This window comes from Cellulosimicrobium sp. Marseille-Q8652 (assembly GCF_965112045.1).
The window spans coordinates 682,578-707,563 of the sequence record NZ_CBCOPS010000001.1 but is presented as its reverse complement, the minus strand read 5'-3'; the positions used below and the strand labels follow the sequence as shown (position 1 = coordinate 707,563).

Sequence of the window (24,986 nt, the reverse complement as noted above, 5' to 3'; positions counted from 1 at the left end):
AGATGGGGTTCCGCTGGTACGGCGAGGGCAACGACACGGTCACCCTCGACCACGTCCGGCAGATCCCGGGCGTGGAGACCATCGTGTGGAGCTTGCACGACAAGCAGGCCGGCGAGGTCTGGGAGCAGGCGGAGATCGACGCCGAGGTCGCGAAGATCGTCGGGCTATCGGGCGAGGCCCGCGCCCGGGGGATCACGCGGACGTTCGACGCCGAGGTGGTCGAGTCCGTCAACGTCCACGAGTCGATCAAGCTCGGTCGGACCGTGCTGGGCATGGGCCGCGACGAGGCGATCGAGAACTACCGCACGACGATCCGTCGCCTGGGCCGGGCCGGGGTGAAGGTCGTCTGCTACAACTTCATGCCGGTCTTCGACTGGCTGCGCACGGACCTGTGGCATCCGCTGCCCGACGGCTCGACCGCGCTGTTCTTCGAGCGCGCCGTCGTGGACGCGATGTCCCCGGAGCGGCTGATCGCGGACATGGAGGCGAACACCCACGGGCTCACGCTGCCGGGCTGGGAGCCGGAACGGCTCGCGAGCTTCGGCGAGCTGAACGCCGCGTACGAGGGCGTGACGCACGAGGACATGTATGCGCACTACCGGTACTTCCTCGACGCGGTCGTCCCCGTGTGCGAGGAGGTGGACGTCAAGCTCGGCGTGCACCCCGACGACCCGCCGTTCGACGTGTTCGGCTGGCCGCGCGTGGTCTCGTCGAAGGACGACCTCGCCACCGTGCTCGGCCTCCACCCCAGCCCCTATCACGGCCTGACCTTGTGCCTGGGCAGCTTCTCGGCGGACCCGGACGCGGACGCCGTCGACGCCGTGCGCACGTTCATGGACCGCATCCACTTCACCCACGTGCGCAACATCAAGCACCTGGGGAACGGCGACTTCACCGAGGTGGCGCACCGGGCGTGCGAGGGGAGCGTCGACACGACGGGCATCATGAGGGCCTACGCGGAGGCGGACTACCAGGGTTACGTGCGCCCCGACCACGGGCGCCACCTGTGGGACGAGAACACGACCAACAAGCCGCGGCCCGGGTACGGCCTCTACGACCGCGCGCTGGGGATCCAGTACCTCCTCGGCGCGTGGGACGCCTTCCGCTACCGCACGCCGTGAGGCCGGGCGTCGTCCTGCGGCCGGAGCGGGCGCCGTCCCGTGACTGCGCGGGCGGCGTGCCGTACGGTCGAGACTCCTGAAGCCGCCGACCTGAGGAGCCGTCGTGCCCCGACCCCCGCTGCCGTCCTCGCTCGTCGACCTGCTGCGCCGACCGAACGCCGCCGTGATGGCGACCACGCGGTCCGACGGCGCACCGGTCACCGCCGCGACCTGGTACGTCCTCGAGGACGACGGCCGGGTGCTCGTCAACCTCGACGAGAGCCGCGTGCGGCTCCAGCACCTGCGTCGTGACCCGCGCGTGTCGATCACGGTGCTCGACGAGAACTGGTACACCCACGTGACGCTCCTCGGCCGGGTCGTCGAGCTGCGCGACGACGAGGGCCTCGCCGACATCGACCGGATCTCGACGCACTACACCGGTCACGAGTACGCGAACCGCGAGAACCCGCGCGTCTCCGCGTGGATCGAGGTCGAGCGCTGGTACGGCTGGGGCGCCGCCCGCGGCGACGCCGCGAGCGACTGACGGGCGGCGGGCCCCGGACCGGGCCTCAGGCGCGGTCGCCCGCGCTCGACGCGCGGACCACGAGCTCCGGCTGGAAGACCACCTGCTCGGCGGGGGCTTCCCGCCCGCGCAGGAGCAGGTCGGCGGCGCGCTCGCCGAGCAGGTGGGTCGGTTGGCGCACCGACGTGAGCGGGGTCGCGAGCTCCGCGGCGAACGCGACGTCGTCGTACCCGACGACGGCGACCTCGCCCGGCACGTCGACCCCCTCGCGGCGCAGCGTGCGCAGCGCGCCGAGCGCGGCGAGGTCGTTGACGCAGAACAGGGCGGTGGGACGGTCGTCGCGCGCGAGCAGGGCGCGCGTCGCGGCCTCGCCGCCGTCGGCGTTGAGCGACGGGAGGGTGATCTCCGTGAGGTGCTCCGCCGGGTCGAGGCCCGCGGCCGCGAGCGCGTGCTCGACGCCGCGCAGGCGGTCCGCGCACTGGCGGATCGAGTGGGGCCCGTTGAGGAACGCGACCCGGGTGTGACCCTCGTCGAGGAGGTGCTGCGCGGCGAGCTCGCCGCCGCGCACGTCGTCGACGGCGACCGAGGACAGGTCGGGCGTCGGTGCCGGGCGGTCCAGGAGCACGACCCCGACGCCGCGCTCGCGCAGAGCCAGCAGGTGGTCGACCCGGTCCGTCGCCGGGACGACCATGACGCCGCGGACGCCGTGCTCCTCGAAGAGGCGCAGGTAGCGCGACTCGCGCTCCGGGTCCTCCTCGGAGCTCGCGACCATGAGCGTGTAGTCGTCGCGCGCGAGGCGGTCCTCGATGCCGCGCGCGACGTCGGTGAAGAACGGGTTGGCGATGTCGAGGACGATCGCGCCGACCGTGGTGATCGTCCCCGCACGGAGCTGGCGTGCCGACCCGTTGGGCACGAACGAGAGGTCGTCGATCGCGGCGAGGACGCGCTCGCGCGTCGCGGGGGAGACGCGGTCGGGCCGGTTGAGCACGTTCGACACGGTGCCGACCGAGACCTGGGCCCGCCGCGCGACGTCGCTCACCGACGCGCGACGGCGCTGGGGCTCGGTGGTCATGAGATCTTCTCTCGTCGGTCAGGCACCATGATGAAGCGATTCACGCACACGAAAGGGTACCGATGACCGCATCTCGCGCGACGCGCGTCTGCTTCACCTCCCAGGTCCGCCCGGAACGGCTCGACGAGTACCGGTCCGTCCACGGGGCCGTGTGGCCGGAGATGCTCGAGGCCCTGCGTGACTCCGGGTGGCGCGACTACCACCTGTTCCTGCGTCCCGACGGGCTCCTCGTCGGGTTCCTCGAGACCGACGACTACGCCGCGGCCCAGGCCGCGATGTCCCGCACGGCGGTCAACGCGCGCTGGCAGGCGGCGATGGGTGACTTCTTCGTCGCCGACGGCAGCCCCGACGAGGGCTTCGTCGTGCTCGACGAGGTCTTCCACCTCGAGGCCCAGCTCGAGCGCGCCGGCCTGCCGACCGGCTGACCGCCAGGGCTCCGGCCACCTTGCCACGGTGTCGGCCCCGGCCCTAGAACGCGCTGGCGGCGCACACGCGCGCGACGACCCAGCTCGACGACGCACGCGACGCCCTCGTGGACGCCGAGGGCGTCCTGCGTATCGCCGAGTCCAAGGTCACCGACTACGAGGACGACGAGACCAAGGCCACCTGGCAGCGAGTCGCCGCGGCCGAGGACGTCGAGAAGGCACGCCGTGCGGTCGCCCGGCGCACTGCCGCGTTCAGCGCCCGGGAACGCGAGCTCGAGGACGCTGCCGCCGTGGTCCTCCACAACTACTACGCCCTGGACGTGTCTCCCAATGCCGGGCCACGGTAAGCGCATGGAAAGTACGGCTGGGCTCGCTCGCCGTCAGCTCGCCACTGAGAAGCATGAGATCAGCCGTCGTCTGGAGTGAGGGCACGGCGTCCACGGAGTGAACTGGTCCGGTCCCCGCTTTGACGAGCGTGACTAATGCCTGCAGTCACCCTCCCACAAACGCACAGCTCTAGGGCTCAGTCCACTCAACCGAGCAAGTTCCAGTCCTGACCCGCTCGGCCGCCTCGGCGGCCCGCCGAATCGCTGCGCGGTAGCCCCACACCAGGTAGTGGGTCCCGATCGGTGCGCCCGGCCCACGCGGCGGTGCTGAGTCCTCGGCGACCGGCGCCCAACCCGTCACGACCAGACCGGCCTTAGTGAACAAGTCGACGTGGGTCATCCCGTGCTCAGTCGGTACCAACCCTGCGACGTCCGCTCCAGACGGTGGGCTGGATCCCCGCCACAGCAGCGGACTGACAATCAATGAGGACGCGGAACCGGGCCCTGAGCGCAGCAAGTCCGTCACTTGCAAGCAAGCCCACGCACCGTCTTCCAACGGCACTCCGATGAGGTCACCGACTCGCAGACTGCGGGTCGAGCGCGGTAAGACCGGAAACGAACGATCGATGACTGTCACAGCCTGAAGCATGGCCCATGGTGGCCGTCCCGAAGTAGGAGCCAGCGGACACGAGCGTGACTAGCGGGCGGGACACCCGTCCTGGTGCACAACGCGAACTATGCGAACGCCTCCGAGAGGGCGGGTGAACTGGAGGGCAGTTTTGCTCCAGGTCAGATGACGCGTGACCCGAGTTCGCAGTGGTATCACGAATACCTGAGCAATGACGAGTTGCTTGACTCGATCAACAACGCGGCAGATGGTGACGGAGTTTGTCGTATTGCGTGGCGGAACTATTATCGGTGATTACCACCGCTGGGATGAACTGCTCATAGGGGTGGACGATGGCAGGATTGACCTGGCACGCCGATTCGTATCGATGTCTTCGAGGGAGATTGAGCATGCCTTTCGTCCGTTCGACAGACCCGGACTTCCGGGTCGCCCAGATCAGCTTCGAGACATTGGTCGCTATGCAACGGTACGCCGAAGAGCGTGGCTGGGCGACGCGTTGGTCCTCGGTCGAGGCCCTAAGCTTGCAGGTCAAGGAGGACAAGTCCATCCTGCAGCCGATCCTGCGTGAGGAGCGTGCGGGCGAGGTTCGCGCATACCGCTGCCTGGTCTTGTTCTCGACAGTAGTCGGGTCCCCTGCCGGAGGGCTGGCAACGCTCGATGTCGACCCCAAGACCTATGCGGCCCTCGAGCGAGTCGATCGCGATCCTGAAGTGCGTTCGGTGCTTGCCAGGATGTTCGCTCTCGCGTCCGGCACGATTGAGAGCGTCTCAAAGGGTTGATCATTGCGGGCTCATTGCAGATGTGGGTGTAGCAGCGGCCTTCACAATCCCGAGACATCACACCCGCCGCTGGCGTACCGCGACGTGGCCCAAACGGCGGTCACCCCTCGTTCGCGACGAAGAGCCGAGGATCACCGACGGTGGGTAAGTGCTCAGCGGTTCACGACTGCGGGCCGCAGCGCCAAGGCCCGCAGAACCCGCGGCCGCGCAGCCCAGGAACGCAGGCGGAGCAGTGCTCTTCCTCCAGTCGAGCCTCTGGTGGTACATGGAGGCGGCGGCGATCGTCTCGGTAATCATCAGAGGCGCGCATGGCGTGGGAGCAACGTGCCGAGCCCGGGCGGGAGACGGTCAAGAGCCTGCCGGACGCGCCGTCGGCGTCTTGACCGCGAGAGAGAGGCTCCCGTACGCTCGCGATGAATCGATTCATTCCTGGATCGGACACTCGGGCCGACGGCGGCCCGCGACGGCGCGCGAGGCTGCGCGGAGGAGGAGAAGGACCATGACGGACCGCACCGAGGCGGCGCGTGCCGCGCTGCGGCAGCAGACGATCGAGCTCCCCTCGTGGGCGTTCGGCAACTCGGGGACGCGCTTCAAGGTCTTCGCCCAGCCGGGCGTGCCGCGCGACCCCTACGAGAAGATCGCGGACGCCGCGCAGGTGCACCGGTACACCGGCGTCGCGCCGCGCGTGTCGCTGCACATCCCGTGGGACCTCGTGGACGACTACGAGGACCTGGCCCGGCACGCCGCCGAGCAGGGCGTGTCGATCGGCATGATCAACTCGAACCTCTTCCAGGACGACGACTACAAGCTCGGCTCGCTCACGCACCCCGACCCCGTCGTGCGCAAGAAGGCCGTCGACCACCACCTCCAGTGCCTCGAGGTCATGGCGGCGACGGGCTCGCGCGAGCTCAAGCTGTGGCTGCCGGACGGCATCAACTACCCCGGTCAGGACTCGCTCCGCGCCCGGCAGGACCGGCTCGCGGACTCGCTGGCCGAGGTCTACGCGGCGCTGACCGCCGCACACCCCGAGAACCGGCTCGTGCTCGAGTACAAGTTCTTCGAGCCCGCGTTCTACGCGACGGACATCCCGGACTGGGGCACGTCGCTGCTGCACTGCCTCGCGCTCGGCGACCGCGCGAGGGTCGTGCTCGACACGGGCCACCACGCCCCGGGGACGAACATCGAGGTCATCGTCATGCAGCTCCTGCGTCAGGGACGGCTCGGCGCCTTCGACTTCAACTCGCGCTTCTACGCGGACGACGACCTCATGGCCGGCGCGGCCGACCCGTTCCAGCTCTTCCGGATCATGCACGAGATCGTCCAGGCGGGGGCGCTCGACCCGAGCAGCGGCGTGAACTTCATGCTCGACCAGTGCCACAACGTCGAGGCGAAGATCCCGGGCCAGATCCGGTCCGTGATGAACGTCCAGGAGGCGACGGCCAAGGCGCTGCTCGTCGACGCCGAGGCGCTCGAGTCGGCCCAGGTCGCGGGCGACGTGCTCGCCGCGAACGGCGCCCTCATGGACGCCTACAGCACGGACGTGCGCCCGCTGCTCGCGGGCCTGCGCACCGAGCAGGGCCTCGCGCCCGACCCGATGGCCGCGTTCGCGGCGTCGGGGTACACCGAGACGATCGTGGCCGAGCGCGTGGGTGGCGCCCAGGCCGGATGGGGAGCCTGAGATGACCGGCACGACCACGACCACGACCCCGGCCGCGACCCGGCCCGTCGACCAGCCGACCACGGCGGTCGTCGCCGACCTCGTCGCCCGGTCCAACCGCCTGGGGTCCGACCCGCGCGTGACGAACTACGCGGGCGGCAACACGTCCGCCAAGGGCACCGAGACCGACCCGGTCACGGGCGAGCCCGTCGAGCTGCTGTGGGTCAAGGGCTCGGGCGGCGACCTCGGCACGCTCACCGCGAAGAACCTCGCCGTCCTGCGCCTCGACCGGCTGCGCGCGCTCGTCGGCGTGTACCCCGGCGTGGAGCGCGAGGACGAGATGGTCGCCGCGTTCGACTACTGCCTGCACGGCAAGGGCGGCGCCGCGCCGTCGATCGACACGGCCATGCACGGTCTCGTCGACGCCGCGCACGTGGACCACCTGCACCCCGACGCGGGCATCGCGCTCGCGACGGCTGCCGACGGCGAGGCCCTGACGCGCGAGGTGTTCGGCGACGAGGTCGTCTGGGTGCCGTGGCGGCGCCCCGGCTTCCAGCTCGGCCTGGACATCGCGGCCATCAAGGACGCGAACCCGCAGGCGATCGGGTGCGTGCTCGGGGGACACGGCATCACGGCGTGGGGCGAGACGTCGGAGGAGGCCGAGCGGCGCTCGCTCGAGATCGTCCGCCGCGCGGAGGACTTCATCGCCGGCCGGACGGCGCAGCTCGCCGACGGCGGCGAGCACCCGTTCGGCGCGGTGCGCGCGGGCCGCGAGGCCCTCGCCGAGGACGAGCGGCGCGCCAAGGCGGCCGCGCTGGCGCCGACGATCCGCGGCCTCGCGTCGACCGACGCGCCGCAGGTCGGGCACTTCACCGACTCCGACGTCGTGCTCGACTTCCTCGCCCGGGAGAAGCTGGCCCCGCTGGCCGCACTCGGCACGTCGTGCCCGGACCACTTCCTGCGCACGAAGGTCAGCCCGCTCGTCGTCGACGTGCCCACCGACGCGTCCGTCGAGGAGACCGTGGAGGCGCTGCGCGCGGCGCACGCCGCATACCGCGAGGCCTACCGCGCGTACTACGACCGGCACGCGACACCGGACAGCCCGGCGATCCGCGGCGCCGACCCGGCGATCGTGCTCGTGCCCGGCGTCGGCATGTTCTCGTTCGGCAGGAACAAGCAGACCGCGCGCGTCGCGGGGGAGTTCTACGTCAACGCGATCAACGTCATGCGCGGCGCCGAGGCGATCAGCACGTACGCACCGATCGAGGAGTCGGAGAAGTTCCGCATCGAGTACTGGGCGCTCGAGGAGGCCAAGCTCCAGCGGATGCCGAAGCCGAAGACGCTCGCCACGCGGGTCGCGCTCGTCACCGGCGGCGGGTCGGGCATCGGCAAGGCCATCGCCGAGCGGCTCGCGGCCGAGGGAGCCTGCGTCGTCGTCGCGGACCGCAACCTCGACGGTGCCCGTGAGGTCGCGGACGCGCTCGGCGGTCCGGACGTCGCGGTCGCCGTCGGCGGAGACGTCACCTCCGCCCGCGACGTCGCCGCGATGGTCGACGCCGCGGCCCTCGCGTTCGGTGGCGTGGACCTCGTCGTCAACAACGCCGGGCTGTCGATCTCCAAGCCGCTGCTCGAGACCACCGAGGCGGACTGGGACCTCCAGCACGACGTCATGGCGAAGGGCTCGTTCCTCGTGTCCCGCGACGCGGCGCGCGCGATGGTCGCGCAGGGCATGGGCGGTGACATCGTCTACATCGCGTCGAAGAACGCGGTGTTCGCCGGGCCGAACAACGTCGCCTACTCCGCGACCAAGGCCGACCAGGCCCACCAGGTGCGCCTGCTCGCGGCGGAGCTCGGCGAGCACCAGATCCGCGTCAACGGCATCAACCCCGACGGGGTCGTGCGCGGCTCGGGCATCTTCGCCGCGGGCTGGGGCGCGCAGCGCGCCGCCGTCTACGGCGTGGACGAGAAGGACCTCGGCGCGTTCTACGCGCAGCGCACGCTGCTCAAGCGCGAGGTGCTCCCCGAGCACGTCGCCGCCGCGGTCCTCGCGCTCACCGGCCCGGACCTCGCGCAGACGACCGGCCTGCACGTGCCCGTCGACTCGGGCGTCGCCGCGGCGTTCCTGCGGTGAGCGCCGCCCCGCACGACGGTGCGCACGGGGTGCCCCCGGACGACGCGGCCCGCGCGGCCTTCGCCGCGGTGGACCTCGGCGCGTCGAGCGGCCGCGTCGTGGTGGGGGTCGTGCGGGGTGCGCCGGGGGAGGAGCGCGTCGACCTCACCGAGGTCGCGCGCTTCGCCAACGGACCCGTCGAGGTGCCCGACGCCGCGGGGTCCGGCCTGTACTGGGACCTCCTGCACCTGTGGCGCGGAACCCTCGACGGGCTGCGGGCCGCGGGCGCCCACGCCCGGTCGCTCGCGCTGGGGCTCTCCGGCATCGGCATCGACTCGTGGGCGGTCGACGTCGGGCTCGTCGCGGCGGACGGGACGCTCCTCGGCAACCCCCGCCACCACCGCGACCCGCGCCTCGCGGGAGTGGCCGACGACGTGCTCGGACGGCTCGGCGCGTCCGAGCAGTACCGGGTCGACGGGCTGCAGGTCCTGCCGTTCACCACGTCGTTCCAGCTCGTGGCCGGCCGGCACGACGCCGCGTGGCCGCTCGCCGCCTCCGTCCGGCTCGTGCCGGACCTCCTCGCGTCGTGGCTGACCGGCGTGGTCGTGAGCGAGGTGACCAACGCGTCGACGACCGGCCTGCTCGACGCGACGACGCGGGACTGGTCCGCGCCGACGATCGCCGCGCTCGAGGACGCCTATCCCGAGCTCGCCGGGCTGCGCGGGCGCCTGGCCGAGGTCGTCGAGCCGGGGACGGTGCTCGGACCGCTCACCGCGGCGGTCCAGGAGTCGACGGGGCTCGGGCCGGTCCAGGTCGTCGCGGTCGGGTCGCACGACACGGCGTCGGCGGTCGTCGGCGTGCCCGCGACGGACGAGCGCTTTGCCTACGTCTCGTCGGGCACGTGGTCGCTCGTGGGCGTTGAGCTGGACGCCCCGGTGCTCGGCGAGGAGAGCCGCGCGGCGAACGTCACGAACGAGCTCGGTGTCGACGGCACCGTGCGCTACCTCAAGAACGTCATGGGGCTGTGGGTGCTGTCCGAGACGCTGCGGACGTGGCGCGAGGCGGGCGACCCGGTGACCCTCGACGACGCCCTCTCCGCGGCCGAGGCGGCCGAGCCGGCTCGCACGGTCGTCGACCTCGACGACGACGCGTTCCTCCCGCCCGGCGACATGCCGGCGCGCCTCGCCGCGGCCGCGCGCGCCTCCGGGCAGCCCGTCCCGACGACGGTCGGCGAGGTCGTGCGGTGCGTCCTCGACTCGCTCGCCGACGCCTACCGGCGCGCGGTCGAGCGCGTGACGGCGCTGTCCGGTCGTGCGGTCGACGTCGTGCACGTCGTGGGCGGCGGCTCGCAGAACGCGCTGCTGTGCCGGCTGACCGCCGAGGCGACCGGGCTGCCGGTCGTCGCGGGACCGGTCGAGGGCGCGGCGCTGGGCAACCTGCTCGTCCAGGCGCGCGCCGTCGGGCTTCTCGACGGCGACCTCGCCGCGCTGCGCGGCGTCGTGCGCCGATCCGTCGCTGTGCGCCGGTTCGAGCCGGCGGGCGTGCTTCCGCGCTGAACCACCTCCTTCTCGCCCGATCCGGAGCGCCGGGGAGACGACCTTCTGTCCCGACGCATCCGACTATCACGCGGTTCGTTGCCTGGGCTACACGGAAGCCGTCGCGGGCCATGGGGTCCGACGGCGACGACGCGGCGCGCTCGCATCGAGGACTGCCACGGGGACCGGACCTGTGAGCCGGAACGTCACGAACGGCTCCTCACGACCGGGTAGGTTGCGCGCATGACCACGACGCCGCGCGCCCTCGTCCTCGCCGGACGGGGCCGGCACGAGGACCCGTGGCACGACCACGCCGCCACGTCGCACGTCGTCGCCGGGCTGCTCGGCGAGCAGGGCGTCGACGCCCACGTGCGGTCGACGTTCCCGGACGCGTTCGGGGACCTCGGGTCGTTCGACCTCGTCGTCGTCAACGCGGGCCGGGGCCGGACCGACCCGGGGTTCGACGGGGACGACGCCGCGTGGGCCCCCGCGCACGAGGCGGTCGGGGCGTACGCGGCGGCGGGCGGCGCGCTGCTCGGGCTGCACCAGGCGGCGAACGCGTTCGCCGACGCCCCGGACTGGGCGACCCTCCTCGGCGGTCGCTGGGTCCCGGGCCGGTCGTGGCACCCGCCCCAGGACGTCGCGACGTTCGCCCCGGTGGGCGACCACCCCGTCGTCGCCGGCCTCGGACCGGTCGTGGCCGACGACGAGCGCTACTGCGACCTGGTCGTCGAGCCGTCGTCCCGCGTGCTGCTCACGGCACGGCACGAGGGCACCGACCACCCGGTCGCGTGGGTGAGCGCCGGGGCCCGGGCCGTGTACGACGGACTCGGTCACGGCGTGGAGTCGTACGCCTCGCCGTCGCGGCGCGAGCTCCTGCGGCGCGAGGTGGACTGGCTCGTGGACCGCTGAGCCGCGCTCAGCCGCCCGGACCGCTCAGCGCGCCCAGGGGACGCCGAGCTCGGTGAACGTCCGCGCGCTCCGGGCGGCCTCCTCGCACCAGCGTGCGACGTCGGCGACCACGGGGTGGCGGTCGTCGCCCTCACCGAGCCAGGTCACGCCGTCGTCGGCGATCGCGCGCGGTGCGGGTGCGGTGCGCACGGCCTCGAGCACGCGCATGAACGCTCCGGTGTCGCGGACGTCGCACGCGAGGCGCCGCTGCGGGTCCTCGCGCGTCGCGAGCAGGTCCTCGAGGAGGTTCGTGCGGCCGTACGTCTTCTCGACCTGGAGGCGGGGCGTGCGGAGCGTGACACGGTCGTGCTCGTACTCGAGCGTGACCTCGCCGTCCGTGCCGAGCACGAGGACCCGCGCCGGCGTCCGCCCCGGCGCGCACAGCGTGAGACCGGCCCCGCACCGCGTCCCGTCCGTCGTCACGACCCGCAGCGACGACGTGTCGTCGGACTCGATCGGGTTGGCGCGGTACAGGTCCACGACGACGTGCGCCACGTCCGCGGACGTCCTCGCCCCGCCGACGCGCAGCATCGTCGCGACGGCGTGCGCGAGCGGGTTCGTCACGACGCCGTCGACGACGTCCCGTCCGTCGAGGCGGCGCCGGCCGGCCCAGGCGGCGCGTCCCCAGTAGCCCGCCGTCCGCACCCACGTGCCGACCGCGCCGTACCCGACGACCTCGCCGATCTCGCCGTCGGCGACGAGCTCCGTCACGGCGTCGATCGCGTGCGACCCGAAGGACTGGAAGCCGACCTGGCACAGGCGCCCGGTGCGCTCGGCCGTCTCGACGATCGCCGCGTGCTCCGCCAAGGACGCCGCCGTGGGCTTCTCGAGCAGGACGTCGAGCCCGGCCTCCATCGCGACGCGCGCGAGCGGGAGGTGCGTGTGGATCGGCGTGCACAGGACCACGACCTCGGGCCGGACGTCGGGATCGGCCGCGGAGAGCAGGTCGCCGAGCGTCGGGAACCAGGGCGCGGGGGCGTCGTCGGGCCGGCGCGGGTCGACGACCGCGCTGAGCCGCACGAGACCGCGCTCGGCCAGGTCCGCGACGGCGCGCAGGTGCGAGGTGCCGTGACCGTGGATGCCGACGACCGCGACCGGTGTGGCGCCGCTCATCGGACCCGTGCGGCGAACGAGGCCGCCTCGTCGAGGTCGAGCGCCCGGTCCACGAGGACGGCGCGCAGCCCGGTCTCGAACGTCCCGCCCGCCGGGACGGTCCGTGGCGTGTCCCACGCGAGCGCCGGGCCGGTGCCCGGGTACTCCGCCGCCCGGACGAACCAGGGGAGCGGCTCGCCGGGCTGGACGAGGACGAGCGTCGTCCAGCGGTCGCCGTGCTCCTGGACGTACGCCACCCACGGGGACGTGCTCCCGTGGGCCGGCTCCTCCCCGTGCCCGGCGGCGCTGAGGACCTCGGTGCGCCCGGCGATCGGCAGGCGCCAGAACAGCCCGCCGTAGCCGGCCCCGGGCCGCCCGTTGGTCGCGGGCGACCCGATGACGAGGGCGCCGCGCTCGGCACGCAGCGTCGAGCTCCAGTCGAGCACCCAGGCGTCCGACTCGAGCACCCAGGCGTCGAGCCGGCGGTCCTCCTCGAGCTGGGGCACGCCGTGCTCGTCGTGCCAGCGCACGCGGTCGTGCAGGAGGTGCGGCTCGACGGGGTCGACGATCAGGGCGCGGCTCAGCTGGCGGCCGTGGTTCGGCAGGAGCGTCGGGCCCACGTCGGTGACGAACGTCCGGCCGCCCCAGTAGGAGGTGCCGTTGACGTCGGGGACGGCGACGGAGACGCCGTAGTGGTGACGGTGGTCGACGGGCCCCGAGTCGGTGAGCGGCACGCCGGCCAGCGTGTGGACCGGGTGCAGGAAGCTGCGGGGGGCGTGCACCTGGGGCAGGCGGTCGCCCTGCTGGTAGCGCGCGAGGCGCAGGTCGCCGTAGCGCAGACCGACGGCGTCGCCGTCCGTCTCCCAGCGCACGACGTCCCCGGGAGCGGGCACGGGCGGTCCGCTCGCCTCGGGTGCCGGCGCCTCGGTCACGGCTGCGGGCGACCGCACCACGCCGCGGGGCGCGGGTCCGGTGCTGGCCCGGACCTCGAGGGAGGGGTCGAAGCGCGTCGCGTGCGAGGCGCCCTGGTTCGCGTCGATCAAGGCCGACAGCTCCTTCCATGCGTGCCGGCCGAGCTCGGCCTGGGGTACCGCGACGGTGGTCAGCGACGGGGTGGCGTACCGCGCGAGGTCGATGTCGTCGAAGCCCGCGACGGAGAGGTCGGCCGGGACCGCGACCCCGGCCTCGTTGAGGCCCGCGAGGAGACCGAAGGCGACGAGGTCGTTGAACGCGACGACCGCCGTCGGGCGGGCGGCGAGCACCTCGTCCACGGCGGCATGGCCGGCGGCGATGTCGGAGCCGCCGAGGAGCTCGACGACCTCGACGTCGGGCCGGCGGTCGAGCACCCGGCGCAGCCCTTCACGGCGCTGCGCGTCGGACGTGCTGCCCGGGGGCCCGGCGAGGTAGACGACGCGGCGGTGGTCGAGGCTCACGAGGTGCTCGAGCACCTGCTCGGCGGCGTGGGCGTAGTCGACGACGAGCGCCGGCACGCCCCCGCCCGTCAGCGAGCGGTTGACGAGGACCACGGGCGCGACCTGCGGCACGAGCTCGGCGAGCAGCGCGTCGGGCATGCGGGGCGAGACGAGCACGAGGGCGTCGCAGCGCAGCCGTGCCTCGAGCGCGATCGCCGCCTCCTCGCTCGGGTCCTCCGCGCTGTCCGCGACGAGCACGCGGTACCCGGACGGTGCGGCGGCCGTCGTCACGCCGCGCAGGATCTGCTGGAACACGGGGTTGCCGAGGTCGGGCACGACGAGCGCGATCGTGTGGGTGCGCCCGATGGACAGGCTCCGGGCGACGTTGCTCGGGCGGTAGCTCAGCTCCGTGGCGACGCGCCGCACGCGCTCGGTGATCGCGGGGTCGACGGTCGACCGGCCGTTCATGACCCTCGACACCGTCGCGCGCGAGACGCCCGCCGCCGTCGCCACGTCGGCGATGGTGGTCTGGTCTCGGCGTGTGCTCACGCTGGCCATCGTTCTCCCTCGGGTCGTCGGACGCGCGTCCGGAGCACCCCGCGCCGTCGCAGGGGCGTCGACCGCCCGGCCCCCGGGTGGTCGCGATGCGATGACGGTACACCATGGGAAACCGGTTCCTGGTGTGGTACGTTCCTCCACGTGCAACCGGTTTCCCGCTGAGGCGCCGGATGCGCACCGTGTTCCGATCAGTGTCGACCGGAGGTATGGCATGACCCGCAACGCTGTAGGCGTCGCGCCCCCTGGAGGAGGCGTGCCGTGGCGACCGTGACCGAACCCGCGAAGGTGGGCGGCGACGCGCCGGCACGCCGGCCCGTGGCCCGCAGGAGGCGTGGTGACGGCCGGGCGGCGGCGCTGTTCCTCGCGCCGTGGTTCGCCGGCCTCCTGCTGATCACGGCCATCCCGATGGCCGCGTCACTGTACCTGTCGTTCACCGACTACGACCTCCTCCAGGCGCCGTCGTGGGTGGGCCTCGAGAACTACGAGCGCATGCTCGAGGACCCGCGCCTGCACAACTCGTTGCGCGTGACGTTCACGTACGTGTTCGTGTCGGTGCCGCTCCAGCTCGCGGCGGCGCTCGGTCTCGCGCTCCTGCTGGACAAGGGCATGCGGGGTCTCGCGATCTACCGATCGGTGTACTACCTGCCGTCGCTCCTCGGCGGCAGCGTCGCCATCGCGATCCTGTGGCGCCAGGTCTTCGGCGCCGACGGGCTCCTCAACCAGGTGCTCGCCTTCTTCGGGATCCAGGGCCAGGGCTGGGTGTCGCACCCGGACTACGCGCTCGGGACGCTCGTCGTCCTCAACGTCTGGACGTTCGGGGCGCCGATGGTCATCTTCCTCGCGGGACTGCGCCAGATCCCGGCGATGTACTACGAGGCGGCCTCGATCGACGGCGCCGGGCGAATGCGGCGGTTCTTCGCGATCACCGTCCCGATGCTCACGCCGATCATCTTCTTCAACCTCGTCCTGCAGCTCATCAACGCCTTCCAGTCCTTCACGCAGGCCTTCGTCGTCAGCGGCGGGACCGGCGGCCCGGCGGACTCGACGATGTTCTACACGCTCTATCTCTACCTGAAGGGCTTCGGCTCCTACGAGATGGGCTACGCGTCGGCGATGGCCTGGTTCCTGCTCCTCATCGTCGGCGGCATGACGCTCGTCAACTTCCTCGCCTCCAAGTATTGGGTCTTCTACGATGACTGAGACGACGACCGGCGCCGTGCGGCGCACCACCTCCGCGGCCGGCGACGAGCAGCACGGCGGCACGACCGCCGGGGGCACCGCCGACGCCCGCACCACCCTCACCGAGCTCGCGGCCGAGGCCTCCCAGCGTCCCGTGCGCCGCCAGGGACGCGTGCGCTCCCGCGTGGCGTCCGGCGTCAAGCACGTGCTGCTGGTGGCCTTCGGGTTCGTCATGCTCTACCCGCTGCTGTGGATGCTCGCGAGCTCGTTCAAGCCGACGGCGCTCATCTTCCGCGAGCCCGGGCTCATCCCGTCGGAGATCGACCTCTCCAACTACACCGAGGGCTGGGGCGCGCTGCTCCACCCGTTCAGCCACTACCTGATGAACTCGGCGATCGTGGTGCTGGGGTCCGTGCTCGGCAACCTCGTGGCGTGCTCGCTCGCGGCCTACGCGTTCGCGCGCCTCGAGTTCCGTGGCCGCAAGGTCTGGTTCGCCATCATGCTCATGACGATCATGCTGCCGATCCACGTGATCATCGTGCCGCAGTACATCCTCTTCTCGTCGTTGAGCTGGATCAACACGTTCCTGCCGCTCATCGTGCCGAAGCTCCTGGCCACCGACGCGTTCTTCATCTTCCTCATGGTCCAGTTCTTCCGCGGCATCCCGCGCGAGCTCGACGAGGCGGCGCGTCTGGACGGGTGCGGCCACGGGCGCATCTACGCGCGGATCATGATGCCGCTCGCGCTCCCGGCCCTCGCCACGACGGCGATCTTCACCTTCATCTGGACGTGGAACGACTTCTTCAGCCAGCTCATCTTCCTCACCAAGCCGGACATGTACACGGTCCCGATCGCGCTCCGCACCTTCGTCGACTCGACGGGGCAGAGCTCGTGGGGACCGATGTTCGCGATGTCGATCGTGTCGCTGGTCCCGGTGTTCCTCGTCTTCCTGTTCGGCCAGAAGTACCTCGTCAAGGGCATCGCCACGACGGGCATCAAGTAGCTCACCCGCAGAACCGCACGACTCCGCCCCGGCTCCAGGCCGGACCGCGACCGACACGACGACGTCTCGTCACGCACCGAAGGAGAGTCATGAACACGTTCACCACCCGCGCGGGGCGCCCCGCTGCACGCCGCAGCGCGGCCGTCGCGGCCGCCCTCGTCGCCGGAGCCCTCACGCTGACCGCGTGCTCGGGCGACAGCGGCGCCCTCCCCGAGGACGAGGAGTCCTCGTCGACGGCCGAGGAGGGTCCCGTCGAGATCCGCTTCGCGTGGTGGGGCTCGGACACGCGCCACCAGACCACGCAGGAGATCATCGACCTCTTCGAGGAGAAGAACCCCGACATCACGGTCGTCCCCGACTTCACCGACTGGAGCGGGTACTGGGACAAGCTGGCGACCTCCGTCGCGGCGGGCGACGCCCCCGACGTCATGACCCAGGAGGAGCGCTACCTCGCCGACTACGCGAGCCGCGGGGTCCTCGCCGACCTCGCCGAGCTGGACATCGACACGTCGGCGATCGACGAGTCGATCGTGAAGACGGGCGAGACCGACGGGGGCCTGTACGGCATCCCGACGGGCGTGAACGCCTACACGGTCCTCGCGGACCCCCAGGCGTTCGAGGCCGCGGGCGTGGAGATCCCGGACGACACCACGTGGACGTGGGAGGACTACGTCGAGACGGCGAACGCCGTCGCGGCCGGGTCCGAGGGCGTCTACGGCACCCAGGACTACGGCTTCAACGAGGCCGGCATCTCGATCCGCGCGCGCCAGCTCGGCGAGTCGCTGTACACCGCGGACGGCGAGCTGGGCGTCTCGGAGGAGACGGTCGCCGACTTCTTCCAGACGTCCCTCGACCTGCAGGCAGGCGGCGGCGAGCCGGACGCCGCGCGCTCCGTCGAGATCGAGGCCGCCGGACCGGAGGGCTCGCTGCTCGGCACGAACACCGGCGCGATGGGCTTCTGGTGGTCCAACCAGCTCGGCGCGGTGAGCACCGCCGCGGGACGCGACCTGGAGCTGCTGCGCGTGCCCGGCGAGTCCGACGGCGAGCGCACCGGCATGTACCTCAAGCCGGCGATGTACTACTCCGTCGCCGAGACCTCGGAGCACCCGGAGGCCGCGGCGAAGTTCGTCGACTTCCTGCTCAACGACCCCGAGGCCGGCGCGCTGATGCTCTCCGACCGTGGCCTGCCCGCGAACGTCGACGTCCGTGAGGCGATCCTGCCCGACCTGCCCCCGACGGACCAGCAGGTCGCCACGTTCATCGAGGAGATCAGCGAGGACATCGTCGACGGCCCGGCCGTGCCCCCGCAGGGCGCCGGCGACGTCACCGACATCCTCATCCGCATCAACACCGAGGTGCTCTTCGGGAACCTGTCGCCCGCCGACGCCGCGTCGCAGTTCATGACCGAGGTCGAGGCGGCCATCGGCGGCTGACGCACCGATCCACCGGGCGCCGACGGCGCCCGGGCACGACCGGCCGGACCGCCCCCGTCGCCCCCGGGGACGGTCCGGCCGACCGCCCGCCGCCCGCCGGCGGCGGCGCGACACCACCCATGGAAGGACCGTCTTGCCTGCCCTCGCCGAGTCCCCCCGAGACACCGACTCCCGCCGCCGCTACGCCGTCGTCGGGACCGGGCACCGAGCCCAGATGTACGTCGACGCGATCCTCGGCCCGCACCGCGACGTCGCTCGTCTCGTCGCGTGGTGCGAGCCGAACCCGGTGCGTTCCGCGTTCTACGACGACCTGGTCGCGGCCGCCGGGGAGGCGCCCGTCCCGACGTACGCGCCCGACGAGCTCGAGACCATGATCGCGCGCGAGCGCGTCGACGCGGTCGTCGTGACGTCTCCCGACCGCACGCACGCCGACGTCGTCGCGCGCGTGCTCGCCTCCGGGGCCGACGTCGTGCTGGAGAAGCCGATGACCACGACGGGGCGGGGCTGCCGCCAGATCGCCGAGGCCGTCGCCGAGCACGGCCGCGACGTCGTCGTGACGTTCAACTACCGCTACTCGCCCCGCAACTCCGCGCTCAAGCAGGTCGTCGCGAGTGGCGAGATCGGCGAGGTCACCGCGGTCCACTTCGAGTGGGTGCTCGACACCGTCCACGGCGCCGACTACTTCCGCCGCTGGCACCGCGAGAAGGCGGTCTCCGGCGGGCTGCTCGTCCACAAGTCGAGCCACCACGCGGACCTCGTCAACTGGTGGGTCGACGACGAGCCCGACGTCGTGTTCGCGCGCGGGGGCCTGCGCTTCTACGGGGCGGACGGGGCGGGGTCCGACGGTGCACCGGCGGGCAGCCGTCCCGCGCGGGGGACGCGCGGCGCGCCCGACGGCCCGGCGGCCGACGCGCCCCGCGACCTGTTCCTCCTCGACCTCGCCGACGACCAGCGCCTCGCCGACCTGTACCTCGACGCCGAGGCGCACGACGGGTACCGCCGCGACCAGGACCCGTTCGCGCCCGGCGTGACGATCGAGGACACCGCCGCGGTGATCGTCCAGTACGGCCGTGGGGCGGTCCTCACCTACTCGCTGACGGCCTACGGGCCCTGGGAGGGGTATCGCGTGAGCGTCACCGGGACGCGCGGCCGGGCGGAGCTCGAGGTCGTCGAGCGCGGTGCCGTCCTCACGGACGAGGACGGCCGGCCGGTCCTCGACCCGTCGGCGCAGGAGGCCCTGGCCACGGGGCCGACGCGCCCGCGCGGTGAGCGGCTCGTCGTGCAGCGGCACTGGGAGGAGGCGCGGGAGGTGCCGATCCCGAGGGGGCAGGGGTCTCACGGGGGCGGGGACGCGATGCTCCTCCACGACGTCTTCCGCGGCCCGGGCGACGACCCCCTGGGTCGGCCCGCCGGCTGGCGCGACGGTCTTCTCGCCGCCGGCGTGGGGATCGCCGCCAACAGGTCGCTCGAGACCGGTCTGCCGGTCCGGCTGTCCGACGCGGTCGGTGGCGCCCACCGCGACCTGGCCGCCGGCCAGGACGCCCGCCAGGACGCCGCGCAGACCGCGCCCGCGCAGGCGGTGCGGGCGTGAACGCCGCGACCCACGAGCGCGCCGCGCTCCTCGTGCTGCGCGCCGAGGACGACGTCGCGGTCGCCACGCGCGACCTCGCCCCCGGGGACGTCGTGGCGGCCGAGGGCGGTCCCCCCGTCACGGTCCGCGACGACGTGCCGCGCGGGCACAAGGTCGCGCTGCGCGCGGTGCCGACGGGCGAGCCCGTCCGCAAGTACGGGCAGGTCATCGGTGTCGCGTCCGCGTCGATCGAGCCGGGCGACCACGTGCACGTGCACAACCTGGGCTTCGAGGAGGGCGAGCGCGAGCACGAGCTCGCCACCGTCCACACCACGCTGGAGACGCCCGCGGGACCACGGCCCACGTTCCGCGGGTACCGCCGCGCCGACGGCCGCGTGGGCACGCGGTCGTACGTCGCGATCCTCACGTCGGTGAACTGCTCCGCGAGCACGGCGAAGATGATCGCCGACCAGTTCCGCGGGTTCGCGACGGACGGGTACGAGCACGTCGACGGCGTCGTCGCGCTCACCCACCAGTCCGGGTGCGGGCTCGTCCCGACGAGCGAGGGTGCCCAGGTGCTGCTGCGGACCCTGCGCGGCTACGCGGCCCACCCGAACGTCACGGGCGTGCTCGTGCTCGGGCTCGGCTGCGAGATGATCGCCGTCGACACCGTGCTCGCCGGAGCGCAGCTCTCCCCGGACACCGTCGTGCGGACGTTGACGATCCAGGACTCCGGCGGGGTGCGCGCGACCGTGAAGGCGGGCGTCCAGGCCGTCCGGGAGATGGTCGAGGAGATCGACGGTCGCTTCGAGCGCACCGAGTGCGACGTGTCCGAGCTCGTCCTCGGCCTCAACTGCGGCGGCTCCGACGGCTACTCCGGGATCACCGCCAACCCCGCGCTGGGCCTCGCGTCCGACCGTCTCGTCGCCTACGGCGGCACGTCGGCACTGGCGGAGACGCCCGAGGTCTTCGGCGCCGAGCACCTCCTCACGCGGCGCGCCGTCACGCCGGAGGTCGGCCAGCGCCTGCTCGACCGCCTCGACTGGTGGCAGGGCTACGCCGCGGCCGGCGGAGGAAGCCTCGACAACAACCCCTCGCCCGGCAACAAGGCCGGGGGCCTGACGACCATCCTCGAGAAGTCCCTCGGCGCCGTCGCCAAGGGCGGCCAGGCCGACCTCGCGGCGGTCCACGAGTACGCCGAGCCCCTGACGACGAAGGGCTTCGTCTTCATGGACACCCCCGGCTACGACCCGGTCTCCGTGACGGGGCTCGTCGCGGGCGGCGCGAACGTCGTGTGCTTCACGACCGGTCGAGGCTCCGTGTTCGGGTGCAAGCCCACGCCGTCGATCAAGCTCGGGACCAACAGCGAGCTCTACGCCCGCATGGGCGACGACGTCGACATCGACTGCGGCCGGATCGTCGACGGCACCGCGACCCTCGAGGCCGTCGCCGACGAGATCTTCGCCCGCATCCTCGCCGTCGCGTCCGGCGAGCAGACCGCGAGCGAGGACCTCGACATCGGCGGCGAGGAGTTCGTCCCGTGGCAGCTCGGGACCGTCACCTGAGCGGCGGCGACCCGGCGGCTTGGACGATCCGGCGGGCACGGTGAATGATCGACGCATGCTCACACCTGCCACCGGCGCGGCCGGATCGCGGATCGTCGGCCTCGGACACCACCAGCCCGAGAAGACGCTGACCAACGACGACGTCGCGCAGCTCGTCGAGACGAACGACGAGTGGATCCGGTCCCGCACGGGCATCGTCACGCGGCACGTCGCCGACGACGACACGACCGTCGCCGACATGGCCGTCGGGGCCGCCCGCCACGCGCTCGACGACGCGGGCGTGGCGGCCGCCGACGTCGACCTCGTGATCGTCGCGACCGCGACCGCCGTCGACCGCTCGCCCAACACCGCGGGCCGCGTCGCCTACCACCTGCGCACCGGCGTCATGCCCGGGCAGTCGACGCCCGAGGAGGCGTCCGAGCTCGACCTGCGCGGCGTCGTCGGGCCCGCCGTGCTCGACGTCAACGTCGCGTGCTCCGGGTTCGCGCACTCCGTCGCGCTCGCCGACCAGGCGATCCGCGCCGGCTCCGCGCGCACGGCCGTCGTGATCGGGGCCGAGAAGCTCACCGCGTTCACCGACTGGACCGACCGCAGCACGTGCATCCTCACCGCCGACGGTGCGGGCGCCGCCGTGCTGCAGGCGACGGACACCCCGGGCGTCGGCCCCGTGACCTGGGGCTCCGAGCCCGACCTCACGCCCGCCGTGCTCATCGAGGCGCCGGACGACAGGTTCGCCCAGGACGGCCGCGCCGTCTTCAAGTGGGCCATCACGCGCGCCGCCGAGCGCGCCAAGGTCGTCGTCGAGCGGTCCGGCATGGCGCTCGAGGACATCGAGGTGCTCGTCGCGCACCAGGCCAACCTGCGCATCATCGAGCCGCTCGCCAAGGCGCTCGGCCTGGAGGACAAGGTCGTCGTCACCGACATCGTCGAGTCCGGCAACACCTCCGCCGCGTCCATCCCGCTCGGGCTGTCCAAGTGGTGGCACGCGGGCAGGATCCCCGCCGGTGCGCCCGCGCTGCTCTTCGGCTTCGGCGGCGGGTTCGCGTGGGCGGGCCAGGTCGTGGAGACGCCCTCGCGCTGAGGTCGTCCGGTCCGCCGGGGGCGGCGACGCGCGGCAGAATGGGGCCATGCCCCTCACCGCGCGCTACGTCGCTGCCGACGACCGATACGACTCGATGACCTACCGGCGGACGGGGCGCAGCGGCCTCGACCTGCCCGCGATCTCGCTCGGGCTCTGGCACAACTTCGGCGACGTCAACCCGTTCGAGACCCAGCGCGCGGTGCTGCGGCGGGCGTTCGACCTCGGGATCACGCACTTCGACCTCGCCAACAACTACGGCCCGCCCTACGGCTCGGCCGAGGAGAACTTCGGACGGCACCTCGCGCAGGACTTCCGGGCGTACCGGGACGAGCTCGTCATCTCGTCCAAGGCCGGGTACGACATGTGGCCCGGCCCGTACGGCGACGGCGGGTCGCGCAAGTACCTGCTGTCGTCGCTCGACCAGTCGTTGCAGCGGATGGGCCTCGACCACGTCGACGTCTTCTACCACCACCGCCCGGACCCGAGCACGCCGCTCGAGGAGTCCATGCGCGCGCTGCACGACGCCGTCCAGGCGGGCAAGGCGCTCTACGTCGGCGTCTCGAACTACTCGCCGGCGCGCACGCGCGAGGCCGCCGCGATCCTCGCCGACCTCGGCACGCCGCTGCTCATCCACCAGCCGAGCTACTCCCTGCTCAACCGCCACGTCGAGGACCCGGCGCACGAGGACCGCTACGACGGGGTGCAGTCGGAGTCGCTGCTCGACGTCGTCGGTGAGCTGGGGGTCGGGACCATCGTGTTCTCGCCGCTCCAGCAGGGCCTGCTCACCGACAGGTACCTCTCGGGCTCCGCGCCCGAGGGGTCGCGGGCGGCACGGCCCGACTCGCCGTTCCTGTCCGCGGACAACCTGGACGAGGACTACCTCGCGACGGCTCGTGCGCTGAACGAGATCGCGCAGGGGCGCGGCCAGTCGCTCGCGCAGCTCGCGCTCACGTGGGTGCTGCGCGACGAGCGCGTCACATCGGCGCTGGTCGGCGCGAGCAGCGTGCGCCAGCTCGAGAACAGCGTCGCCGCGCTGTCCGCGCCCGCGCTCACGGACGACGAGCAGGCCGCGATCGAGACCGCCCTCGCGAGGTAGTGCCGCAGGCCCGCGAGGTAGCACCGCAGTCCTGGTCTCGGGCCTACCTCGCGGGCTGCGGTCCTCCCTCGGCGGTCGGGCCAGGCAATGCCGCGAGCTCGCGGAACGGCGCCAGGCCGTCCTCGCCGAGCGCCGGGCCGACGACCTCGACCGTCGCGTCGGACGCGGCCACCACGTCGGAGCAGCGCAGCGCGAACGACGGCGAGCCGGGGACGACCGCGCGGACGTCCGGCGCGGCGGTGCCGAACACGACCCGGCCGACGCCGGCCCAGACGAGCGCGGCCGCGCACATCGGGCACGGCTCGCCGCTCGCGAACACCGTGGCACCCGCGACGGCGGGGCGGTCGGCGGGCGGGACCGCGCGCACGGCGTCCAGCTCGGCGTGCGACGTCGGGTCTCCCGTCTGCGCGGCGGCGTTGCGACCGGTCGCGAGGACCCGGCCGTCGGCCGCGACGAGCACGGCACCGAACGGCCGGTTCCCGTCGACGAGCGTCGCCCGGGCGATGCGGAGCGCCTCCGCGAGGTGCGCGCGGTCGCTCGCCGAGAGGGACGCGACCGCGGCACGACCGTCGGTCGCGGGGCTGCCGCCGGGCGTCGTCGCGCTCATGCCGACAGCTCGACCGAGAGGCCCCGGCCCGCGGCGCGCGCGGCGTCCACGAGGAGCCGCCCGATCGCGACGTCGAGGATGCCGAGCCCCACGGAGTCGAACAGGGTGACCTCGTCGGCGGTCCGCCGTCCGGGCGACCGGCCCGTGACGACGTCCCCGAGCTCGAGCCGGCACGCCGACTCGTCGATCGCGCCCTCCGCGATCGCGAGCAGCGCGTCGCCCGACTCGTGCAGCGCCGTCGAGACCGAGTCGACGACGACGCGTGACCGAGCCATCGCCTCGCCGTCGACCTCGCGGTGGTCGGGGCGCGGGGGCGCGCCGACGACGTTGACGTGCAGGCCGGGGTGGAACCAGGCGCCGCGCACGACGGGCTCGCGGGCCGGGGTGAGCGTGCACACGACGTCCGCCGAGCCGACGGCGCCGGCCGGGGAGTCGACCCGGGTCACCTTGAGGTGCGGGTGGCGCTCGCCGGTCCGCTCGACGAACGAGGCCACCGTCGCGTCCGAGCGGGACCAGACCAGGACGTGCTCGAGCGGGCGGACCTCCGCGATCGCGCTGACGTGCTCGAGCGCGAGGCCGCCGGCACCCACGAGGCCGAGCACCTGGGCGTCCTCCCGCGCGAGCCAGCGCGTCGCGACGGCGCTCGCCGCCGCGGTGCGCAGCCGCGTCGGCAGGCCGCCGTCGAGCACGGCGACCGGTGCGCCGTCCGACGCGTCGGCGAGCACGAGCACCGAGCGCTGCGCGGGGAGGCCGCGTGCGCGGTTCCCCGGCACGTCCGCGAGCAGCTTGGACCCGGCGAGCCCCGCGCGCGGCGAGACGGCCGTCATGGGCAGGAAGTGCGCGCCGTCGTCCACGGCGGCCACGGCGAGCGGGGCCTGCGCAGCCGTGCCGTCGGCCAGGTCGGCGAAGGCGTGCTCGACGGCCTCGACCACCTGTGCGGGCGTGACGAGTCCGGTGAGGTCGCTGCGGGTGAGGACGAGGGGCACGGGGCCTCCAGGGTTCGGGCGGGCGCGGGAGTGCGAGCGGGCGGTGGAGTGCGAGCGGGCGGTGCTGGGCGGGCGGGCCCGGGGCGCGCGGGTCGTGGTGCGCGCGGGTGGCGAGCCGGTCTCCGGGCCGGTGTCCGGGGCACGCGGGGTCACGACGACCGGCCGAGCCGCACGAACGGCGTCGTGAGCCCGCCGGGCGGTCTGCTGTGGGTGACGAGGCCCGCGACCGCGAGCAGGGCGAGGACGTAGGGGAGCATGACGAGCAGCGCGAACGGGACGTCGACGCCGAGCGCGGGCA

At 73.0% G+C, this 24,986-nt stretch carries 21 protein-coding genes; 16 read left to right on the top strand and 5 right to left on the bottom strand.

The annotated features are described in order from the left end of the window. Positions 1-2: 2 nt before the first annotated feature. A complete protein-coding gene (locus ACWPWV_RS03030; RefSeq protein WP_454042801.1) occupies positions 3-1,121 on the top strand; it encodes a mannonate dehydratase in 1,119 nt (372 codons plus the stop codon). 103 nt (positions 1,122-1,224) lie between these two features. Continuing rightward, positions 1,225-1,644 (top strand): TIGR03618 family F420-dependent PPOX class oxidoreductase, encoded by a 420-nt coding sequence (locus ACWPWV_RS03025; RefSeq protein WP_251152349.1) that lies wholly within the window; start codon positions 1,225-1,227, stop codon positions 1,642-1,644. 25 nt (positions 1,645-1,669) lie between these two features. Here ACWPWV_RS03025 and ACWPWV_RS03020 read toward each other — a convergent pair whose 3' ends face one another. Further along, on the bottom strand, positions 1,670-2,695 hold the full coding sequence (locus ACWPWV_RS03020; protein WP_454041478.1) for a LacI family DNA-binding transcriptional regulator: 1,026 nt from the start codon (positions 2,693-2,695) through the stop codon (positions 1,670-1,672). A 62-nt stretch (positions 2,696-2,757) separates the two neighbouring features. On the opposite strand from ACWPWV_RS03020, the gene ACWPWV_RS03015 reads away from it, so the two are divergent. The 7 genes from ACWPWV_RS03015 (at position 2,758) to ACWPWV_RS02985 (ending at position 11,067) form a co-directional block, all read left to right on the top strand. Further along, on the top strand, positions 2,758-3,120 hold the full coding sequence (locus ACWPWV_RS03015; RefSeq protein ID WP_251152347.1) for an L-rhamnose mutarotase: 363 nt from the start codon (positions 2,758-2,760) through the stop codon (positions 3,118-3,120). A 107-nt stretch (positions 3,121-3,227) separates the two neighbouring features. Then, complete coding sequence (locus tag ACWPWV_RS03010) at positions 3,228-3,467, top strand: hypothetical protein (protein WP_454041477.1); 240 nt, start codon at positions 3,228-3,230, stop codon at positions 3,465-3,467. Between the two features lie 996 nt (positions 3,468-4,463). Continuing rightward, complete coding sequence (locus ACWPWV_RS03005; protein WP_454041476.1) at positions 4,464-4,853, top strand: hypothetical protein; 390 nt, start codon at positions 4,464-4,466, stop codon at positions 4,851-4,853. A 499-nt stretch (positions 4,854-5,352) separates the two neighbouring features. Beyond that, complete coding sequence (gene rhaI / locus ACWPWV_RS03000) at positions 5,353-6,531, top strand: L-rhamnose isomerase (protein ID WP_454041475.1); 1,179 nt, start codon at positions 5,353-5,355, stop codon at positions 6,529-6,531. 1 nt (position 6,532) lies between these two features. Then, positions 6,533-8,641: a bifunctional aldolase/short-chain dehydrogenase gene (locus tag ACWPWV_RS02995; RefSeq protein ID WP_454041474.1), complete on the top strand. Its 2,109-nt coding sequence runs from the start codon at positions 6,533-6,535 to the stop codon at positions 8,639-8,641. A 29-nt stretch (positions 8,642-8,670) separates the two neighbouring features. Next, positions 8,671-10,176, top strand: a complete 1,506-nt coding sequence (locus tag ACWPWV_RS02990; protein WP_454041473.1) for a rhamnulokinase — start codon at positions 8,671-8,673, stop codon at positions 10,174-10,176. 222 nt (positions 10,177-10,398) lie between these two features. Then, the gene (locus ACWPWV_RS02985) at positions 10,399-11,067 is read left to right on the top strand and encodes a ThuA domain-containing protein (protein ID WP_454041472.1); all 669 of its coding nucleotides are present in this window, start codon (positions 10,399-10,401) and stop codon (positions 11,065-11,067) included. A 24-nt stretch (positions 11,068-11,091) separates the two neighbouring features. On the opposite strand, the gene ACWPWV_RS02980 is transcribed toward ACWPWV_RS02985, so the two are convergent. Together ACWPWV_RS02980 and ACWPWV_RS02975 are read right to left on the bottom strand one after the other, a co-directional pair. Continuing rightward, a complete protein-coding gene (locus ACWPWV_RS02980; RefSeq protein ID WP_454041471.1) occupies positions 11,092-12,219 on the bottom strand; it encodes a Gfo/Idh/MocA family protein in 1,128 nt (375 codons plus the stop codon). Next, positions 12,216-14,168 (bottom strand): DUF6807 family protein, encoded by a 1,953-nt coding sequence (locus tag ACWPWV_RS02975; protein WP_454041470.1) that lies wholly within the window; start codon positions 14,166-14,168, stop codon positions 12,216-12,218. The genes ACWPWV_RS02980 and ACWPWV_RS02975 overlap by 4 nt, the downstream gene beginning before the upstream one ends. Before the next feature lie 285 nt (positions 14,169-14,453). Here ACWPWV_RS02975 and ACWPWV_RS02970 point away from each other — a divergent pair, with 285 nt between their 5' ends. The 7 genes from ACWPWV_RS02970 (at position 14,454) to mgrA (ending at position 23,095) form a co-directional block, all read left to right on the top strand. Then, entirely contained in the window at positions 14,454-15,368 is a 915-nt protein-coding gene (locus ACWPWV_RS02970; protein WP_454042800.1) for a carbohydrate ABC transporter permease, read from the top strand. Beyond that, on the top strand, positions 15,361-16,350 hold the full coding sequence (locus ACWPWV_RS02965) for a carbohydrate ABC transporter permease (RefSeq protein ID WP_454041469.1): 990 nt from the start codon (positions 15,361-15,363) through the stop codon (positions 16,348-16,350). The genes ACWPWV_RS02970 and ACWPWV_RS02965 overlap by 8 nt, the downstream gene beginning before the upstream one ends. An 89-nt stretch (positions 16,351-16,439) precedes the next feature. Then, the gene (locus ACWPWV_RS02960; RefSeq protein ID WP_454041468.1) at positions 16,440-17,783 is read left to right on the top strand and encodes an ABC transporter substrate-binding protein; all 1,344 of its coding nucleotides are present in this window, start codon (positions 16,440-16,442) and stop codon (positions 17,781-17,783) included. A 214-nt stretch (positions 17,784-17,997) separates the two neighbouring features. Further along, on the top strand, positions 17,998-19,374 hold the full coding sequence (locus ACWPWV_RS02955; protein ID WP_454042799.1) for a Gfo/Idh/MocA family protein: 1,377 nt from the start codon (positions 17,998-18,000) through the stop codon (positions 19,372-19,374). Next, positions 19,371-20,918: a UxaA family hydrolase gene (locus ACWPWV_RS02950; protein WP_454041467.1), complete on the top strand. Its 1,548-nt coding sequence runs from the start codon at positions 19,371-19,373 to the stop codon at positions 20,916-20,918. The genes ACWPWV_RS02955 and ACWPWV_RS02950 overlap by 4 nt, the downstream gene beginning before the upstream one ends. A gap of 55 nt (positions 20,919-20,973) precedes the next feature. Then, complete coding sequence (locus tag ACWPWV_RS02945) at positions 20,974-21,999, top strand: 3-oxoacyl-[acyl-carrier-protein] synthase III C-terminal domain-containing protein (protein ID WP_454041466.1); 1,026 nt, start codon at positions 20,974-20,976, stop codon at positions 21,997-21,999. Positions 22,000-22,045: 46 nt separating this feature from the next. Further along, positions 22,046-23,095 (top strand): L-glyceraldehyde 3-phosphate reductase, encoded by a 1,050-nt coding sequence (gene mgrA, locus ACWPWV_RS02940; RefSeq protein WP_454041465.1) that lies wholly within the window; start codon positions 22,046-22,048, stop codon positions 23,093-23,095. Between the two features lie 43 nt (positions 23,096-23,138). On the opposite strand, the gene ACWPWV_RS02935 is transcribed toward mgrA, so the two are convergent. Both ACWPWV_RS02935 and ACWPWV_RS02930 read right to left on the bottom strand, forming a co-directional pair. After that, positions 23,139-23,702: a nucleoside deaminase gene (locus tag ACWPWV_RS02935; protein WP_454041464.1), complete on the bottom strand. Its 564-nt coding sequence runs from the start codon at positions 23,700-23,702 to the stop codon at positions 23,139-23,141. Continuing rightward, on the bottom strand, positions 23,699-24,688 hold the full coding sequence (locus tag ACWPWV_RS02930) for an ornithine cyclodeaminase family protein (RefSeq protein ID WP_454041463.1): 990 nt from the start codon (positions 24,686-24,688) through the stop codon (positions 23,699-23,701). Before ACWPWV_RS02930 ends, ACWPWV_RS02935 begins: the two co-directional genes overlap by 4 nt. Positions 24,689-24,986: the final 298 nt, after the last annotated feature.

What these genes read in the sequence shown, in the direction of transcription:
- ACWPWV_RS02945 (WP_454041466.1), top strand. Translation starts at nt 20,974, where the DNA reads ATGCTCACACCTGCCACCGGCGCGGCCGGATCGCGGATCGTCGGCCTC.
- ACWPWV_RS02955 (WP_454042799.1), top strand. Translation starts at nt 17,998, where the DNA reads ATGTACGTCGACGCGATCCTCGGCCCGCACCGCGACGTCGCTCGTCTC.
- mgrA (WP_454041465.1), top strand. Translation starts at nt 22,046, where the DNA reads ATGCCCCTCACCGCGCGCTACGTCGCTGCCGACGACCGATACGACTCG.
- ACWPWV_RS03020 (WP_454041478.1), bottom strand. Translation starts at nt 2,695, where the DNA reads ATGACCACCGAGCCCCAGCGCCGTCGCGCGTCGGTGAGCGACGTCGCG.
- ACWPWV_RS02975 (WP_454041470.1), bottom strand. Translation starts at nt 14,168, where the DNA reads ATGGCCAGCGTGAGCACACGCCGAGACCAGACCACCATCGCCGACGTG.
- ACWPWV_RS03005 (WP_454041476.1), top strand. Translation starts at nt 4,464, where the DNA reads ATGCCTTTCGTCCGTTCGACAGACCCGGACTTCCGGGTCGCCCAGATC.
- ACWPWV_RS02985 (WP_454041472.1), top strand. Translation starts at nt 10,399, where the DNA reads ATGACCACGACGCCGCGCGCCCTCGTCCTCGCCGGACGGGGCCGGCAC.
- ACWPWV_RS02960 (WP_454041468.1), top strand. Translation starts at nt 16,440, where the DNA reads ATGAACACGTTCACCACCCGCGCGGGGCGCCCCGCTGCACGCCGCAGC.
- ACWPWV_RS02995 (WP_454041474.1), top strand. Translation starts at nt 6,533, where the DNA reads ATGACCGGCACGACCACGACCACGACCCCGGCCGCGACCCGGCCCGTC.
- ACWPWV_RS02980 (WP_454041471.1), bottom strand. Translation starts at nt 12,219, where the DNA reads ATGAGCGGCGCCACACCGGTCGCGGTCGTCGGCATCCACGGTCACGGC.
- ACWPWV_RS02935 (WP_454041464.1), bottom strand. Translation starts at nt 23,702, where the DNA reads ATGAGCGCGACGACGCCCGGCGGCAGCCCCGCGACCGACGGTCGTGCC.
- rhaI (WP_454041475.1), top strand. Translation starts at nt 5,353, where the DNA reads ATGACGGACCGCACCGAGGCGGCGCGTGCCGCGCTGCGGCAGCAGACG.
- ACWPWV_RS03030 (WP_454042801.1), top strand. Translation starts at nt 3, where the DNA reads ATGGGGTTCCGCTGGTACGGCGAGGGCAACGACACGGTCACCCTCGAC.
- ACWPWV_RS02965 (WP_454041469.1), top strand. Translation starts at nt 15,361, where the DNA reads ATGACTGAGACGACGACCGGCGCCGTGCGGCGCACCACCTCCGCGGCC.
- ACWPWV_RS03015 (WP_251152347.1), top strand. Translation starts at nt 2,758, where the DNA reads ATGACCGCATCTCGCGCGACGCGCGTCTGCTTCACCTCCCAGGTCCGC.